Raw genomic sequence first — 14705 nt, 5'->3', positions numbered from 1 at the left:
TCGGCCCTGATCGCTCAGCGGCCGTAGAAGAGATTAGCACGGTTTGGAAGGCCCTCCGACCACGTGGAGGCCGCCCAGACCTTCCGGGTGATGGAGCTCCCGATCAGGTGCGGAAAGCACGATTTCCGGGCATCCGCCCGGGGTGCCGGATGCCGCGGGCGGCCGCCCGACGGAGGCGCCGACGCGCACGCTAGCGTGGACCGTATGGCCGAGACGCTCCCGACGAACCCCGCGCCCGAACCCGCGAACGAGCACGAGCCGGTGCTCGACGAGACCGCGATCATCGCGCGCGACCTCATCCGGTTCGACACCACGAACCACGGCGAGGGCCGCTCGAACGGCGAGCGCGAGGCCGCCGAGTACGTCGAGGCGCGCCTGCGCGCGATGGGGCTCGACCCGGTCATGCACGAGTCGGCACCGCACCGAGCGAACGTGGTCGCCCGAATCCCCGGCGCGAACCCCGACAAGCCCGCGCTCGTCCTGCACGGCCACCTCGACGTCGTGCCGGCCGACCCGCGCACCTGGAGCGTCGACCCGTTCGCGGGCGAGATCCGCGACGGCATGCTGTGGGGGCGGGGTGCGGTCGACATGAAGGACATGGACGCCATGATCCTCACCGCCGTGGGCGACATCCTCGCCTCGGGCCGGCTGCCCGAGCGCGAGCTGATCCTCGGGTTCTTCGCCGACGAGGAGGCCGGCGGACTCTACGGTGCGAGCTGGCTCGTCGACGAGCATCCCGAGCTCTTCGCGGGCGCGACCGAGGCGATCAGCGAGGTCGGCGGCTATTCGATCACCGTCGGCGGGCAGCGGGCCTACCTCCTGCAGACCGGGGAGAAGTCGCTCCTCTGGATCCGGCTCGTCGCGCACGGCACCGCTGCGCACGGGTCGCGTCGGGTGAGCGACAACGCCGTCACCAAGCTCGCCGAGGCGATCGCCCGCATCGGCCGGCGCGAATGGCCGCTTCGGCTGACGGGCACGACCCGTGAGCTGCTCGCGGCGATCGCGGGTGCCCTCGGCGTCGACCCCGAGCAGGTCGCGCCCGACGAGCTCGCGCTCGCGACCGGGTCGGCGTCGGGGTTCATCACCGCCACCCTCCGCACGACGTCGAACCCGACGCTCCTGCAGGCCGGCTACAAGCACAATGTCATCCCCGACCGCGCGGAGGCGCTCGTCGACGTCCGCACCCTGCCCGGCGAGGAGGACGCGGTACTCGCCGAACTCGCCGACCTGGTGGGGCCCGACGTCGACATCGAGATCGTGCACCGCGACGTCGGGCTCGAAGCGCCGACGCACGGTCCGCTGGTCGACGCCGTGACGAACGCCCTCCACGTGCACGATCCCGAGGCGGCGGTCTTCCCGTACCTGCTGAGCGGGGGCACCGACAACAAGGCGCTCTCGCGCCTCGGCATCTCGGGCTACGGCTTCGCCCCGCTCCGCCTGCCCGACACGATCGACTTCCCGGCGATGTTCCACGGCGTGGACGAACGCGTGCCGCTCGACGCACTAGTCTTCGGTAGGCAGGTCCTGCGCGACCTGCTCCTGGCGTACTGACTCCGCCTTCGCTCGTTCCCGACCACGACGGTCCCGTGCCCTTCGCGCGTCGAGGGGCGGAAGGATGCCCCCACTTGTTCGAAGCCCTGATCCTCGGCCTCGTGCAGGGACTCACCGAGTTCCTGCCGATCTCCTCGAGCGCGCACCTGCGCATCCTGGGGGAGTTCCTGCCCAACGCGGCGGACCCGGGGGCGGCGTTCACCGCCATCACGCAGCTCGGCACGGAAGCCGCGGTCGTCGTGTTCTTCTGGCGCGACATCGTGCGGATCATCCGCCAGTGGTTCGGCGCGCTGTTCGGCCGCGTGCCCCGCAACGACCCCGACGCGCGCATGGGTTGGCTCATCATCGTGGGCTCGATCCCGATCGTCGTCCTGGGCCTGCTGTTCCAGGACCAGATCGAGACGGTGTTCCGCTCGCTCTACGTCGTCGCGACGATGCTGATCGTCTTCGGCATCGTGCTCGGGCTCGCCGACTGGGCCGGAGCGAAGCGCCGCAAGCTCGACGACCTGACCTACCCGCACGGCATCTACTTCGGCCTCGCGCAGTCGCTCGCGCTCATCCCGGGCGTGTCGCGTTCGGGCGGCACGATCACGATGGGCCTCCTCCTCGGCTACGAACGTGCGGCGGCCGCACGCTACGCGTTCCTCCTCGCCATCCCCGCCGTGTTCGGTTCGGGCTTCTACCAGCTGTTCAAGAGCTGGGGCGAGCCCGCCGTGTACGGCCCGCTCGAGACTGCCCTCGCGACCGCCGTCGCATTCGTGGTCGCCATCCTCGTCATCGCCTTCTTCATGCGGTGGATCTCGAAGCACAGCTTCCTGCCGTTCGTGATCTACCGCATCGCGCTCGGCACGACCGTCTTCGTGCTGCTCGGCACGGGAGTCCTCGAACCCTTCTGATCGGCTCGAGACCGATCGAGGCGAACGGATGCCGCGTCAGGCTCCGTCGCGCGGACGCCACGGGCCACCGCCCGGCTGGTCGCCCCGCCGGCGCAGGTAGCGCTCGAACTCCTGCGCGATGGCCTCGCCGGATGCCTCGGGCGCGTCGACCGCGTCACGGGCCTGCTCCAGCTGGGTGATGTACCCGGCCATCTCCTCGTCGTCGGCGGCGAGCGCGTCGACGCTGGACTCCCACGCCTTCGCCTCCTCCTCGAGCGAGCCGCGGGGGATGCTGAGGCCGGTGAGCTCCTCGACCTTGCCGAGGAGCGCGAGCACGGCCTTCGGCGACGGCGCGTTGTGCACGTAGTGCGGAACCGACGCCCAGAGCGACACCGTCGGGATCCCGACGCGTTCCGCCTGGTCGGCGATGACGCTGAGGATGCCGACGGGCCCCTCGTAGCTCGAACGCTCGACGCCCAGCGCGGCACGGACCTCGGGGTTCTCACTCGACGCGAAGACCGAGAGTGGGCGCGTGTGCGGGGCGTCGGCGAGCATCGCGCCGAGGAGGACGATGCCCTCGATGTCGGCCGTGAGCGCGGCATCGATGAGCTCGGCGGCGAAGCCCTTCCACGTGCGTGCCGGTTCTGCGCCGAGCAGCACGTGCAGTCGGTCGGCGCCGGGGCCGGTGACGACCTCGTCGTCGTCGGGGACGGGCTCGCCGCTCGGCCCGAGGATGGCGGCGCCGGGCCAGCTGAGGCGTCGCGTGCCGTCGGCCGCTGTCTCGATCGTCGGACGCGTGAACTGGTAGTCGAAGTAGAGCTCGGGATCGACCGCGGCGATCTCGACGAGTCCGAGCCGTTCCGCCAGCAGTCGCGCCGCCCCGGTGGCCGCCTCACCCGCGTCGTTCCATCCCTCGAACGCCACGACGAGGAGTCGTCCGCCCTCGAACCCGGTCGGCTGCTGCACTCGGTCCGCCCCGCTTCCCGAGCCCGGAATGTCCGGACCCACCTCAACAATAGGCCGTGCCGATAGAATCGCCCGTTGTGACCAAGCGCCTACCCGCCGCCGTCCTCTGGGACATGGACGGCACCCTCGTCGACACCGAGCCGTACTGGATGCGGGCCGAGATCGAACTGGTCGAATCGTTCGGCCGCACCTGGACCCACGAGGACGCGCTGCAGATGGTCGGCATGGGCCTCTGGGACGCGGCCGAGGTGTTCCGCAACGCCGGCGTCGAGCTGCCCGCCGACGCGATCGTCGAGCGCCTCACCGAGCGCGTTCGCGAGCAGCTCGCCCAGCACGGCGTGCCGTGGCAGCCGGGCGCGCAGGCGCTGTTGAAGGAACTGCGCGAGGCCGGCATCCCGACCGCGCTCGTGACGATGTCGATCCGCTCCATGGCGGAAGACGTCGTCGGGGCCATCCCGTTCACGGCCTTCGACGAACTCGTCACGGGCGACGAGGTCGCCGCCCCCAAGCCGCACCCCGAGCCGTACCTGGCGGCCGCGGGCCGCCTCGGCGTCGACATCGCCGACTGCGTCGCGATCGAGGACTCGCCGACCGGGCTCGCGTCGGCCACCGCGGCCGGCGCCGTCGTGATCGGCGTGCCCCACATGCTCTCGCTCGACGAGGCGCCGTCCGACGTGGTCTGGGAGACGCTTGCCGACCGCACGCTCGACGACCTCGTCGAGGTCGCTGCGAGCAGGTGGGCGAGCGCATGAGCCGCGGCGAGGCGAGCGGGCCCTTCCGCATCGGCGACCGCGTCCAGCTCACGGGCCCGAAGGGCCGAATGCACACGATCACGCTCGAGCCGGGCAAGGTCTTCCACTCGCACAAGGGACCGATCAGGCACGACGAGATCATCGGCCTGCCCGACGGCTCGGTCGTCGCGAACGCGGTCGGCGTCGAGTACCTCGCGCTCCGGCCGCTGCTCAGCGACTTCGTGATGTCGATGCCGCGCGGCGCGGCGATCGTGTACCCGAAGGACGCGGTGCAGATCCTGGCGCAGGCCGACGTCTTCCCCGGCGCGACGGTCGTCGAGGCGGGCGTCGGCTCGGGCGCCCTCTCGTTGTGGCTGCTGCGCGCGATCGGGCCGACCGGTCGGCTGATGTCGTTCGAGCGCCGCGAGGAGTTCGCCGACGTCGCCCGCGGCAACGTCGCGACCTTCCACGGCGAGGACCCCGCGAACTGGTCCATCACGCTCGGCGACCTCGCCGAGGCGCTGCCCGAGCAGGCGCCCGCGGCATCCGTCGACCGCGTGGTGCTCGACATGCTCGCGCCGTGGGAGTGCATCGACGCGGTGTCCACCGCGCTGAAGCCCGGCGGGGTGCTGCTGTGCTACGTCGCGACCGTCACGCAGCTCTCGCGCGTCGCGGAGGCGATCCGCGCGACCGGCTGGTACACGGAGCCCATCGCGAACGAGACGATGGTGCGCGGATGGCACGTGCAGGGCCTCGCCGTCCGGCCCGACCATCGCATGATCGCCCACACGGGCTTCCTCCTCACGGCACGCCGGCTCGCACCCGACACGGTCCTCCCGGAGCTGAAGCGCCGCCCCTCGAAGACCGAGTTCAGCGACGAGGACGTCGAGGCATGGACGCCCGGCGCGCTCGGCGAACGAAACGTCAGCGACAAGGTGCTGCGCAAGCGCGCGAGGGCGGCGGATGCCGCTGCACGGAGTTCACGCGGCGGCGACGAGCCGGACCCGGCCACCGACCTCGCCGACGCCGACTAGGCTGTCTGCGCCCCGTTCACCCGACACGAAACGAGGATCCGTGCGCCTCCCGCTCGCACTCACCGCCACCGCGACCGCCGTCGCCCTCGCCCTGACCGGCTGCGCGTCGGCGCCCGAGCCGCAGGCCGAGGCCGGTGCCTCGTCCGACCTGGTCGAGGTCCGCGGCGACTTCGGCGAGACCCCTCGGGTCGACTTCCCGACGCCGCTCGTGCCCTCGGAGACGCAGTGCACCGAGCTCATCGAGGGGACGGGCGACCACCTCGTCGACGGCCAGCAGGCGCTCGTCGGCCTCGCGGTCTACAACGGGACGACGGGCGACGAGATCCAGGTCACCGGCTTCGGCGACGAGGAGGCGGTGCCCGTCGTCCTCGGCGCGAACACGCTCACCGGGCTCAAGACGGGTCTCAGCTGCGCGCGCGAGGGATCGAGGGTCGCCGTCGTGATCCCGCCTGCCGACGCCTTCGGCGAAGAGGGCAACGCGTCGCTCGGCATCGACGGGGACGACAGCCTCGTCGTGATCTTCGACGTCCAGGAGGCGTTCCTGCCCAAGGCGAACGGTTCGCCGCGCATCACGCGCGACGGGTTCCCGGCCGTGGTCACCGCGCCCGACGGCCGCCCGGGCATCACCGTGCCCGACGGCGACCCGTTCGAGACGACCGAGGTGGAGGTGCTGAAGCAGGGCTCCGGCGAGACCGTCGAGGACGGCGACCGGGTCGTCGTGCACTACACGGGTGTGCTCTGGGACGACAACACCGTCTTCGACTCGAGTTGGGAGAACGGCGCACCCGCCTCGTTCATCGTGAGCGAGGGCACCGGTTCGCAGGTGATCCCGGGCTTCGCCGAGGCGCTCATCGGGCAGCAGGTCGGTTCCCAGGTGGGCGTCGTGATCCCGCCGGAGGACGGCTACGGGGACGCGGAGCAGGCCGGCATCCCGGCAGGGTCGACGCTCTTCTTCGTGATCGACATCCTCGGCGTGGTGTGAGCCGGAGCGGCCGCCATGCCGCCGCGGGCGCTTCAGTATGATCGCTGACGTGGCGTCATCCAAGCCCGCGGGGGAGTCGCGGATCCCGGTCGAGGACCGGCTGTTCAGCCTCGTCCTCGCGCTGCTCGCGACCGAGACCGGGCTGCTGAAGTCGGAGATCCTCTCGACCGTGCGCGGCTACGCCGAGCGGTACGATCCGCGCGGCGGCAACGCGAATCTGGAGCGTCAGTTCGAACGCGACAAGGACGACATCCGCGACCTCGGGATCCCGCTCGAGACGGTGGAGTCGCCCGACCGGCCGGGTGACAACCAGGCGCTGCGGTACCGCATCCCGAAGGGCGAGTACGACCTGCCCGTCGACGTCCGATTCACGGCCGACGAGCTCGCGTTGCTCGGCCTCGCGGCCGAGGTCTGGCGCGAAGCGTCCCTCTCGGCCGACTCGCAGCGCGCACTCACGAAGCTCCGCTCGCTCGGCATCGAACCGCGCGAGCCGGTGATCGGCTACGCGCCGCGCCTGCGGGTCCGGGATGCCGCGTTCGAGCCGCTCCGCCAGGCGCTCGACCGGCGGCAGCGCGTTCGCTTCCACTACCTGAAGCCCGGCGAGCAGGCGCCGCGGCTGCGCACGGTCGAGCCGTACGCGGTGGTGCTCCACGAGGGGCGCTGGCACCTGCACGGCCGCGACGTCGATGCGGCGGCGCCGCGCACGTTCCTCCTCTCGCGGATCGTGGGCGACGTGAAGACGCTGCCCGGCGCTCCGTTCGATCCGCCTCCCGCCGACGTGCAGGACCGGGTCCTCGCCGACCTGCAGGCGCTGCGGCTCGCGAACGCAGCCGACCTCGCGGTGAGCGCCGGGTCCGACGCGGAGGTGCGACTGGGCAAGCGCGCCGCGGAGTCCGACGACGACGCGGGCATCATCCGCCTGCACTACACCGACGAGGTCGTCTTCGCCGACGAGCTCGCGTCGTACGGACCGGAGGTGCGCGTGATCGCACCCGCGTCGCTGCGGAGGGCCGTGCGCGCCCGGCTCGCCACGGTCGCGGCCGCGCACCGCGCGGGAGGCGTCGCATGAGCGCACGCCCGTCTCGGAGGCCCGCCGGCCTCCGCGCGCCCGACAAGCTCGTGTTCCTGCTGTCGCTCGTGCCCTATCTGCTCGAGCAGCGCGTCGTCGACGTGCCAGATGCGGCCGCCCACTTCGGGGTGGGGGAGCAGGAGATCCGCGACGCGGTCATGCTCATCGCGACGTCCGGCCTCCCCGGCGCGACGGGGACCTACCAGCCGAACGACCTGTTCGACATCGACTGGGATGCGTTCGAGGAGGACGATGTCATCGTCATCGTCCACCACGTCGCCATCGACGACGCTCCGAAGCTCTCGGCGCGCGAGGCCGCCGCGCTCATCGCCGGCCTCCGCTACCTCTCCGCGGCCCCCGAGAACGCGGGCAGCGCGTCGCTCGCCGCGCTCACCGAGAAGCTCCGCGCCGGCGCCTCGGGCGAGCCGAGCCGGATCGCGGTCGCCGAGGAGGCCGCCGACCAGACCCTCGCCGAGGTACGGCGGGCCGTGGCCACCGGTCATCGGCTCGAGTTCGACTACCTCAACGCGCGTGGCGAGCAACGGCGACGGCGCGTCGACCCCCTCCGGATCGCCTCGCTCGGCGCCGACTGGTACCTGCAGGCGTACGACCAGCTCCGCGACGACGTGCGGAACTTCCGCATCGACCGCATGAGCGGTCTCAGCATCACCGACGAGCCGATCGGCGACCACACGGGGCGGGTGATTCCTGAGACGCTCTTCCAGGCCTCGCCCGACGACCTGGAGGTCGTCGTCGACGTCGCCCCCGAGAGCCTGCCGCTGCTCGCGGACTACCTCGCCGACTCGACATCCACCGAGGTCGACGGGCGACTGCGCGTGACCCTGCGCCTCGCGCACGTGCACGGCCTGAAGCGCCTCGTGGCGGGGCTACCCGGGCTCGTCACCGTGATCGCCCCGGACGAGGCCCGCGAGGCGGTCGCCGCATGGGCCGAGGCCGGCCTCGCGGGGTATCCGGACGACCTGTCCGATCGTGATGCGATCGAAGCAGAGGCGTGAGGGCACCCCCTCACGCGAGCAGGTAGACTGGCCGCACCATCCCGCCAGAATGGACGAACACCTATGTTTGGAAACGCCTTCACCGGTTGGCACGCGCTGATCATCCTCTTGGTGATCCTGCTGCTGTTCGGTGCGCCGAAGCTTCCCGCGCTCGCGCGGAGCCTGGGCCAGTCGATGAAGATCCTCAAGAGCGAGGTCCGCTCCGACGGCGACGACGCCGACGCCAAGGACGGCGCTGCGGCGAGCACCGAGGCGCCCGCCTCGTCGACCACGTCGGCCCCTGCGTCGACGACGCCCGCCCCCGTCGAGCAGCCGAAGCGCGCGGACTCCGGCCCGAGCGCCTGAGCCGCATGACCGCGGTGAAGGATCGCGGGGAGAAGAACCGCGAGAAGCGGATGTCGCTCGGTGCGCACCTCATCGAGCTGCGGAAGCGCCTCTTCCGGTCCGCCATCGCCATCGTCGTCGGCATGGCCGTCGGCTGGTGGCTGACCGACGCGTTCGTGTGGCAGGCGATCCAGGAGCCCGTCAACCTCGTCGTCGAGGCGCAGCAGGGCCCCGACGCCGCATCGACCGGCATCATCTTCCCGACGATCTCCAGCGCGTTCGACCTGCGCCTGCAGATCGCGTTCACGCTCGGCATCGTGATCTCCGCGCCGGTCTGGCTCTACCAGGTCTTCGCGTTCCTCGTTCCCGGCCTGAACACGCGCGAGCGCAAGTACACGTTCGCGTTCTTCGCGACCGCGATCCCGCTGTTCTTCGCGGGTTGCGCGGCGGGCTGGTTCGTGCTGCCCAACATCGTCAAGCTCATGACCGGGTTCGTTCCCGAGGGTGCGGAGACGCTGCTCACGGCGAAGGAGTACATCGACTTCGTGCTGAAGCTCGTCGTGGCCATCGGCATCGCGTTCGTGGTTCCGGTGTTCATCGTGCTCCTGAACTTCGCCGGCATCATCAGCGCCCAGTCGATCATCAAGTCGTGGCGCATCGCGGTCCTCGTGATCGTGCTGTTCACCGCCTTCGCCACGCCGTCGGCCGACGTGGTGTCGATGTTCATGCTCGCCATCCCGATGATCGGGTTGTACTTCGCCGCGTACGGACTCGCGTTCCTGCACGACCGTCGTGTCGCCAAGCGCAATCAGTTGGAGTTCGGCGACGCTGTCTAGGCTGGAGGGGTGATGAGCCTCTCGCCGGCGGAACGCTACGCCCTGTCCCGGCAGCAGCGTCGGCAGCCGAGACTGCAGGAGTTCGCAGCCGGTCTCTCCTTCGACCTCGACCCGTTCCAGCGGGCGGCGTGCGCCTCCCTCGACGAGGGTCGGAGCGTGCTCGTCGCCGCCCCGACGGGCGCGGGCAAGACGGTGGTGGCCGAGTTCGCCGTGCACCTCGCGATGCACGGCGGCGACGAGAAGGTCTTCTACACGACGCCCATCAAGGCGCTGTCGAACCAGAAGTACCAGGAGTTCGTCGAGGCCTGGGGGAGCCCGAACGTCGGCCTGCTGACGGGCGACACGAACATCAACGCCGGTGCGCGGATCGTGGTCATGACCACCGAAGTCCTGCGGAACATGCTCTACGCGAACTCGCCCCTGCTCGAGCGGCTCTCGTTCGTGGTCATGGACGAGGTGCACTACCTCGCCGACCGGTTCCGCGGCGCCGTGTGGGAGGAGGTCATCATCCACCTCCCCGAGCACGTGCGGCTCGTGTCGCTGAGCGCGACGGTGTCGAACGCGGAGGAGTTCGGCGACTGGTTGCAGGCCGTCCGCGGCGACACCGACGTCATCGTGTCGGAGCAGCGACCCGTGCCTCTCGAACAGCACGTGCTCGTGGGCGCCAAGCTCGTCGACCTGTTCGATTCGTCGGGTCAGGCGGCGACGCACCGAGTGAACCCCGAACTGCAGCGACTGGCTCGCGCCGGTGGCCGGTCGATCGGCGCTCGCTCGCAGCGCGGTCGTCGCGGAGGAGACCGCGGCCGATACCACCGTCCCGCGCCGGGTGCGGGCCGGGCTGAGCGATCCGACGTCGTCGAACTGCTGAGCGGCAAGCATCTGCTCCCCGCGATCTTCTTCATCTTCTCGCGCGCGGGGTGCGATCAGGCGGTACGCCAGGTGCTGCGCAGCGGCATCCGTCTCACCGACACGGAGGAGCGGGCGGAGATCCGCACGATCGTCGAGGAGCGCGTGCGCCTGCTGCGCGACGACGACCTCGCGGTGCTCGGGTACTGGGAGTGGCTCGAGGGTCTGCAGCGCGGCGTCGCGGCGCATCACGCCGGCATGCTCCCCACGTTCAAGGAGATCGTCGAGGACCTCTTCCAGCGCAAGCTCCTGAAGGTCGTCTTCGCGACCGAGACGCTCGCGCTCGGCGTCAACATGCCCGCGCGTTCGGTCGTGCTCGAAAAGCTCGAGAAGTTCAACGGCGAGGCGCGCGTGCCGATCACGCCGGGTGAGTACACGCAGCTGACCGGCCGCGCCGGCCGTCGTGGCATCGACATCGAGGGGCACTCGGTGATCCAGTGGGTCGACGGGCTCGACCCGGAGGCGGTCGCCTCGCTCGCGTCACGCCGCAGCTACCCGCTGAACTCCAGCTTCACGCCGACCTACAACATGGCCGTGAACCTCGTCGACCAGTTCGGTCGTGAGCGCACCCGGCAGATCCTCGAGCTCTCGTTCGCGCAATTCCAGGCCGACCGCGCGGTCGTCGACCTGGCACGCACGCTCCGCAAGCAGGAGGAGTCGATGGCCGGCTACGAGGAGGCGATGCGCTGCCACCTCGGCGACTTCGGCGAGTACGCCGGGATCCGGCGCCGGATCGGCGACCTAGAGCGGCAGTCGTCGAAGGGGAACCCGACGCACGCGCAGCGTGAGCGATTGCAGCGCGAGCTCGGCGCCGAACGAAAGCGGCTGCGTGCCCATCCGTGCCACGGATGCGCCGAGCGCGAGCAGCACGCACGCTGGGCCGAGCGCTGGTGGCGGCTGAAGCGCGATCACGACGACCTCTCGCGGCAGATCCGCTCGCGCACGGGGCAGGTCGCCAAGCGCTTCGATCGCGTCGCCGAGGTGCTCGAGGAGCTCGGTTACCTGGAGCGGGATGGCACGGGGGGTCTCACATCCACGTCGGCGGGGCGCACCCTGAAGCGCATCTACGGCGAACGCGACCTGCTCGTCGCCGAGGCCCTGCGACGCGGCCTGTGGGACGGCCTCGATGTCGCGTCGGTGGCCGCGATGGCCGCCGCCCTCGTCTACGAGCCGCGTCGCGACGACCGCGGCGTGCAGTACCGACTGCCGAAGGGGGGCTTCCGCGAGGCATTCGATCGGACGCTCGACGCGTGGAGCGAACTCGACGACGTCGAACGCGACCACCGGCTCCCCGGAAGCGAGCAGCCGTCGCCCGCACTCGCGACGGCGATGCACGCGTGGGCCCGAGGTGCGGGCCTCGCCCAGGTGCTCGCGGACACCGAGCTCGCCGCCGGAGACTTCGTCCGGCTCTCGAAGCAGGTGGTCGACCTGCTCGACCAGGTCTCCATCGTGGCCGATGCGGAACTCGGGGCGACGGCGCGCGCTGCGATCGACGCCGTCCGGCGCGGGGTCGTCGCGTACGGAGCGGCGGCATGAGCGCGGAACCGGCCGCACCGACGACGGTCGACTCGGATGCGGCGGCCGATCCGCTGCACGCGCAGCCGGCCGGGCCCGCGCGCGTCGGCCGCGCGCCCTCCGCGGCACTCGGTCCGCGACCGATCCTGCCCCTCTGGGCCGCACTCCTCGTTTCCGCGCTCGGCGGGTTCGTCTACGACCTCGGGTTCCCGGGCGCAGGCGCCTGGCCGCTGGCGTTCGTCGGCATCGCCATGGCGCTCGTGCCGCTGGTCGGACGTTCGCTGCTGTCGTCGTTCCACGTCGGACTCGCGTTCGGGTTGGCCTTCTACCTCTCGCACGTGTCATGGACCTCGCTCTACCTCGGTCCGATCCCGTGGCTCGCGCTGTCGATCCTCGAGTCGCTCTTCGTCGCGGGCGGCGCGGTGCTCATCACGCTCGCGTATCGCTGGATGCCGCAGGTCGGGAACTCGCGATGGCTGCAGCTCATCGCGCTGCCCGCGCTCGTCGCCGGTCTCTGGATCGTCCGGGAGACGGTCACCGGAACGTTCCCCTACGGCGGCTTCCCGTGGGGTCGCGCCGCGCTCAGCCAGTCGGAGAGCCCGTTCGCGCCGGTCGTGTCGTGGATCGGCTCGACGGGCCTCGGCTTCGTGATGGTCGCGATCACGGCGTGCGCGATCGAGTGGGTGCGGGCGCGGGGATGGCGCGACCTGCGCACCGCGATCCCGGTCGTCGCACTCCTCATCGCCGCCGTTCTGACGCCGGCGTTCCCGACCGCGCCGGCGGGCGAGCTCCGCGTCGCGAGCGTGCAGGGCGACGGCCCCGCGGGCTACTTCGACGAGCGCGAGCAGGGCGACGTGCTCCGAGCGCAGCTCGAGGCCACCGAGCCGGTGCTCGACGAGGACGTCGACGTGCTGCTCTGGCCGGAGGGCGGGTCCGATATCGACCCGACGCGCAGCGATTCGGTCGCTCGGATCTTCGACCGGTTGTCCGAGGAACTCGACGCCCCGGTCATCCTGAACACGGTCACCGTCGAGGGTGCCGAGGGCGATGAGCGCTTCTACAACACCTCGCTCCTCTGGGAGGCAGGGGAGGGCGCCGTCGACCGCTTCGCCAAACGCAACCCGGTGCCGTTCGGCGAGTACATTCCCGACCGCTGGTTCTACGACGCGCTCGTCCCGGAGCTCACGGGCCTGATCCAGCGCGGATACTCGCCGGGTGCGCAGCCGCCGGTGTTCGACCTCGGCGAGACGGTCACCGGCCTCGCGATCTGCTTCGACGTGATCTACGACGGACTCATCTGGGAAGGTGCTCGCGACGGCGCCGAACTGTACATGTTCCAGACCAACAACGCCGATTTCCGTGGGACCGACGAGAACCAACAGCAGCTCGCGATCGCGCGACTGCGCGCCATCGAGACGGGTCGCTCGGTCGTGAACATCTCCACGGTCGGCACGAGCCAGGTGATCGGCCCCTCGGGCCGGACCATCGACGCGCTGCCCGCCTACGAGGCCGGCGCGATGGTCACCGATGTGGAGTTGCGCACGGGACTCACGCCGTCGGTGGTCCTCGGCTGGGCCGTTCCGCTCCTGCTCGTCCTCGGATCGCTCGCCGGACTCGGCTGGGCCGGCGTCGCCGCACAGCGGAACGCCCGGCGCCGGACAGGGTCCGGGGCCGGGCGTGAGGGTGCGCTGGAGGCTTAGGCGCCGATCTTCTGCTGCCCGCGTCGGGCGCGCAGGTACTGGAGTCGCTCCTCGAGGATCTCCTCGAGCTCGGCGCGCGTGCGGCGCTCGAGCAGCATGTCCCAGTGGGTTCGGGCGACCTTCTCACCCGAGCGGTCGATCTCGACCGGCTTGGAGTCGACGAGGAGCACGGCGGAGTTGCCGCAGTGACGGCACTCCCACTCCTCGGGAAGCTCGGCCTCGGTCGAGAAGGTCATCACCGTGTCGCGCCCGCACGTCTCGCAACGGTACGTGTAGTCCGCGCGGTCGGCGAAGATCACGCCGTCCTCGCTCTGCAGGCTCTGGGCGCCGATACGCATGCCCCGAAGGCTCCGGTCCGCCATGGCGTACTCCTCTCGATCGTCAACAGGTATAGACGATCAAGCTGGGCATCTTCTTCCCGGAGCCTGAGGTTTTGCCGGGGAACGCTCAGGTCTGCGAGGCGATCCTGAGTGCGAGGTCCGCGCGATCCGTCACCAGCCCGTCGACCCCGAGGGCGAGGAGGCGTCGCATCTCGGCCTCGTCGTTCACCGTCCAGACGTGCACCTCGAGGCCCGCGGCGTGCGCGGTCTCGAGGAGGGCCGGGGAGAGAAGGCGGATACGGCCGACCCCCTCGGGTATCTGGAGAGCGCGGGCCCCGGCGACTGCGCGCCGCATCGCGGCCGCGCTGCGAGTGCGGGAGGCTGCGACGGCGCGAAGCACCGAGGTGCGTCCGGCCGACGTGACGGAGTCGGGTACGGCGACCGCGAGTCGCCGCCGCCGCGCGTCCGAGAACGCGGTGAGCAGCACCCGGTCGGCGGCTCCCGCGCGGCGGACCGCCTCGACGGTCGGCCCGAACGCGCCATCCGACTTCACATCGATGTTGAGCCGGGCCTCGGGGAAGGTGTGCAGCAGCTCGTCGAGCGTGCCGAAGCCGTGGCCGCCGCCGAGGTCGATCGCTCGGAGCTCACCGAGCGAGAGGTCGGACACGGCCTCGGGGCGGCCGGCCACCCGTCGAAGGGTGGGATCGTGCGCGAGCACTGCCGCGCCCTCGGAGCTCGGGTGGATGTCGGTCTCGAGATAGCGCGCACCCGCGCGCACGGCCGCCTCGAACGCGGCGAGCGTGTTCTCGGGCACCTCGAGGGCGAGCCCGCGGTGCGCGAGGACCCGCGGAACGGATGGCTCGAACCAGCCGTCGCTCAC

General features: G+C 71.0%; 14 protein-coding genes. 11 read left to right on the top strand and 3 right to left on the bottom strand.

Annotated elements, in window-relative coordinates; genetic code table 11:
* Positions 1 to 204 precede the first annotated feature (204 nt).
* Together ACIQH8_RS11200 and ACIQH8_RS11195 are read left to right on the top strand one after the other, a co-directional pair.
* Positions 205 to 1551 (top strand): M20/M25/M40 family metallo-hydrolase, encoded by a 1347-nt coding sequence (locus ACIQH8_RS11200; protein WP_400998490.1) that lies wholly within the window; start codon positions 205 to 207, stop codon positions 1549 to 1551.
* 74 nt (positions 1552 to 1625) lie between these two features.
* The gene (locus tag ACIQH8_RS11195; protein WP_400998488.1) at positions 1626 to 2447 is read left to right on the top strand and encodes an undecaprenyl-diphosphate phosphatase; all 822 of its coding nucleotides are present in this window, start codon (positions 1626 to 1628) and stop codon (positions 2445 to 2447) included.
* 36 nt (positions 2448 to 2483) lie between these two features.
* Here ACIQH8_RS11195 and ACIQH8_RS11190 read toward each other — a convergent pair whose 3' ends face one another.
* Positions 2484 to 3392, bottom strand: a complete 909-nt coding sequence (locus tag ACIQH8_RS11190; protein ID WP_400998485.1) for a PAC2 family protein — start codon at positions 3390 to 3392, stop codon at positions 2484 to 2486.
* Between the two features lie 77 nt (positions 3393 to 3469).
* On the opposite strand from ACIQH8_RS11190, the gene ACIQH8_RS11185 reads away from it, so the two are divergent.
* From ACIQH8_RS11185 to lnt, 9 genes are all read left to right on the top strand, one after another.
* On the top strand, positions 3470 to 4144 hold the full coding sequence (locus tag ACIQH8_RS11185; RefSeq protein WP_400998483.1) for an HAD family hydrolase: 675 nt from the start codon (positions 3470 to 3472) through the stop codon (positions 4142 to 4144).
* A complete protein-coding gene (locus ACIQH8_RS11180; protein WP_400998481.1) occupies positions 4141 to 5157 on the top strand; it encodes a tRNA (adenine-N1)-methyltransferase in 1017 nt (338 codons plus the stop codon). The genes ACIQH8_RS11185 and ACIQH8_RS11180 overlap by 4 nt, the downstream gene beginning before the upstream one ends.
* 40 nt (positions 5158 to 5197) lie before the next feature.
* Complete coding sequence (locus ACIQH8_RS11175; RefSeq protein WP_400998479.1) at positions 5198 to 6139, top strand: FKBP-type peptidyl-prolyl cis-trans isomerase; 942 nt, start codon at positions 5198 to 5200, stop codon at positions 6137 to 6139.
* A gap of 49 nt (positions 6140 to 6188) precedes the next feature.
* Positions 6189 to 7208, top strand: a complete 1020-nt coding sequence (locus ACIQH8_RS11170) for a helix-turn-helix transcriptional regulator (RefSeq protein ID WP_400998478.1) — start codon at positions 6189 to 6191, stop codon at positions 7206 to 7208.
* Positions 7205 to 8224 (top strand): helix-turn-helix transcriptional regulator, encoded by a 1020-nt coding sequence (locus ACIQH8_RS11165; protein ID WP_400998477.1) that lies wholly within the window; start codon positions 7205 to 7207, stop codon positions 8222 to 8224. Before ACIQH8_RS11170 ends, ACIQH8_RS11165 begins: the two co-directional genes overlap by 4 nt.
* A gap of 63 nt (positions 8225 to 8287) precedes the next feature.
* Positions 8288 to 8569 carry a twin-arginine translocase TatA/TatE family subunit gene (gene tatA, locus ACIQH8_RS11160; RefSeq protein ID WP_400998475.1) on the top strand — a complete coding sequence of 94 codons (282 nt, stop codon included), beginning with the start codon at positions 8288 to 8290 and terminating at the stop codon, positions 8567 to 8569.
* A 50-nt stretch (positions 8570 to 8619) separates the two neighbouring features.
* On the top strand, positions 8620 to 9384 hold the full coding sequence (gene tatC / locus ACIQH8_RS11155) for a twin-arginine translocase subunit TatC (RefSeq protein WP_400999800.1): 765 nt from the start codon (positions 8620 to 8622) through the stop codon (positions 9382 to 9384).
* A 12-nt stretch (positions 9385 to 9396) separates the two neighbouring features.
* Complete coding sequence (locus ACIQH8_RS11150) at positions 9397 to 11826, top strand: DEAD/DEAH box helicase (protein WP_400999798.1); 2430 nt, start codon at positions 9397 to 9399, stop codon at positions 11824 to 11826.
* Positions 11823 to 13505, top strand: a complete 1683-nt coding sequence (lnt, locus tag ACIQH8_RS11145; protein WP_400998473.1) for an apolipoprotein N-acyltransferase — start codon at positions 11823 to 11825, stop codon at positions 13503 to 13505. The genes ACIQH8_RS11150 and lnt overlap by 4 nt, the downstream gene beginning before the upstream one ends.
* Here lnt and ACIQH8_RS11140 read toward each other — a convergent pair.
* Positions 13502 to 13867: an RNA polymerase-binding protein RbpA gene (locus ACIQH8_RS11140; protein WP_129234554.1), complete on the bottom strand. Its 366-nt coding sequence runs from the start codon at positions 13865 to 13867 to the stop codon at positions 13502 to 13504. The two genes, lnt and ACIQH8_RS11140, sit on opposite strands and share 4 nt — an antisense overlap.
* A gap of 85 nt (positions 13868 to 13952) precedes the next feature.
* On the bottom strand, positions 13953 to 14705 hold the full coding sequence (locus ACIQH8_RS11135; RefSeq protein WP_400998470.1) for a glycerophosphodiester phosphodiesterase: 753 nt from the start codon (positions 14703 to 14705) through the stop codon (positions 13953 to 13955).

It is taken from the genome of Agromyces sp. GXQ0307 (genome assembly GCF_044769845.1).
Classification (GTDB): Bacteria; Actinomycetota; Actinomycetes; order Actinomycetales; family Microbacteriaceae; genus Agromyces.
Note: the sequence above shows the minus strand (reverse complement) of the source record. Positions and strands in the feature narration are given on the sequence as shown.

Excerpts from the sequence above, each read along its gene's own strand:
- ACIQH8_RS11200 (WP_400998490.1), top strand. The coding sequence starts at position 205 with ATGGCCGAGACGCTCCCGACGAACCCCGCGCCCGAACCCGCGAACGAG.
- ACIQH8_RS11180 (WP_400998481.1), top strand. The coding sequence starts at position 4,141 with ATGAGCCGCGGCGAGGCGAGCGGGCCCTTCCGCATCGGCGACCGCGTC.
- ACIQH8_RS11165 (WP_400998477.1), top strand. The coding sequence starts at position 7,205 with ATGAGCGCACGCCCGTCTCGGAGGCCCGCCGGCCTCCGCGCGCCCGAC.
- tatA (WP_400998475.1), top strand. The coding sequence starts at position 8,288 with ATGTTTGGAAACGCCTTCACCGGTTGGCACGCGCTGATCATCCTCTTG.
- tatC (WP_400999800.1), top strand. The coding sequence starts at position 8,620 with ATGTCGCTCGGTGCGCACCTCATCGAGCTGCGGAAGCGCCTCTTCCGG.
- ACIQH8_RS11150 (WP_400999798.1), top strand. The coding sequence starts at position 9,397 with ATGAGCCTCTCGCCGGCGGAACGCTACGCCCTGTCCCGGCAGCAGCGT.
- lnt (WP_400998473.1), top strand. The coding sequence starts at position 11,823 with ATGAGCGCGGAACCGGCCGCACCGACGACGGTCGACTCGGATGCGGCG.
- ACIQH8_RS11140 (WP_129234554.1), bottom strand. The coding sequence starts at position 13,867 with ATGGCGGACCGGAGCCTTCGGGGCATGCGTATCGGCGCCCAGAGCCTG.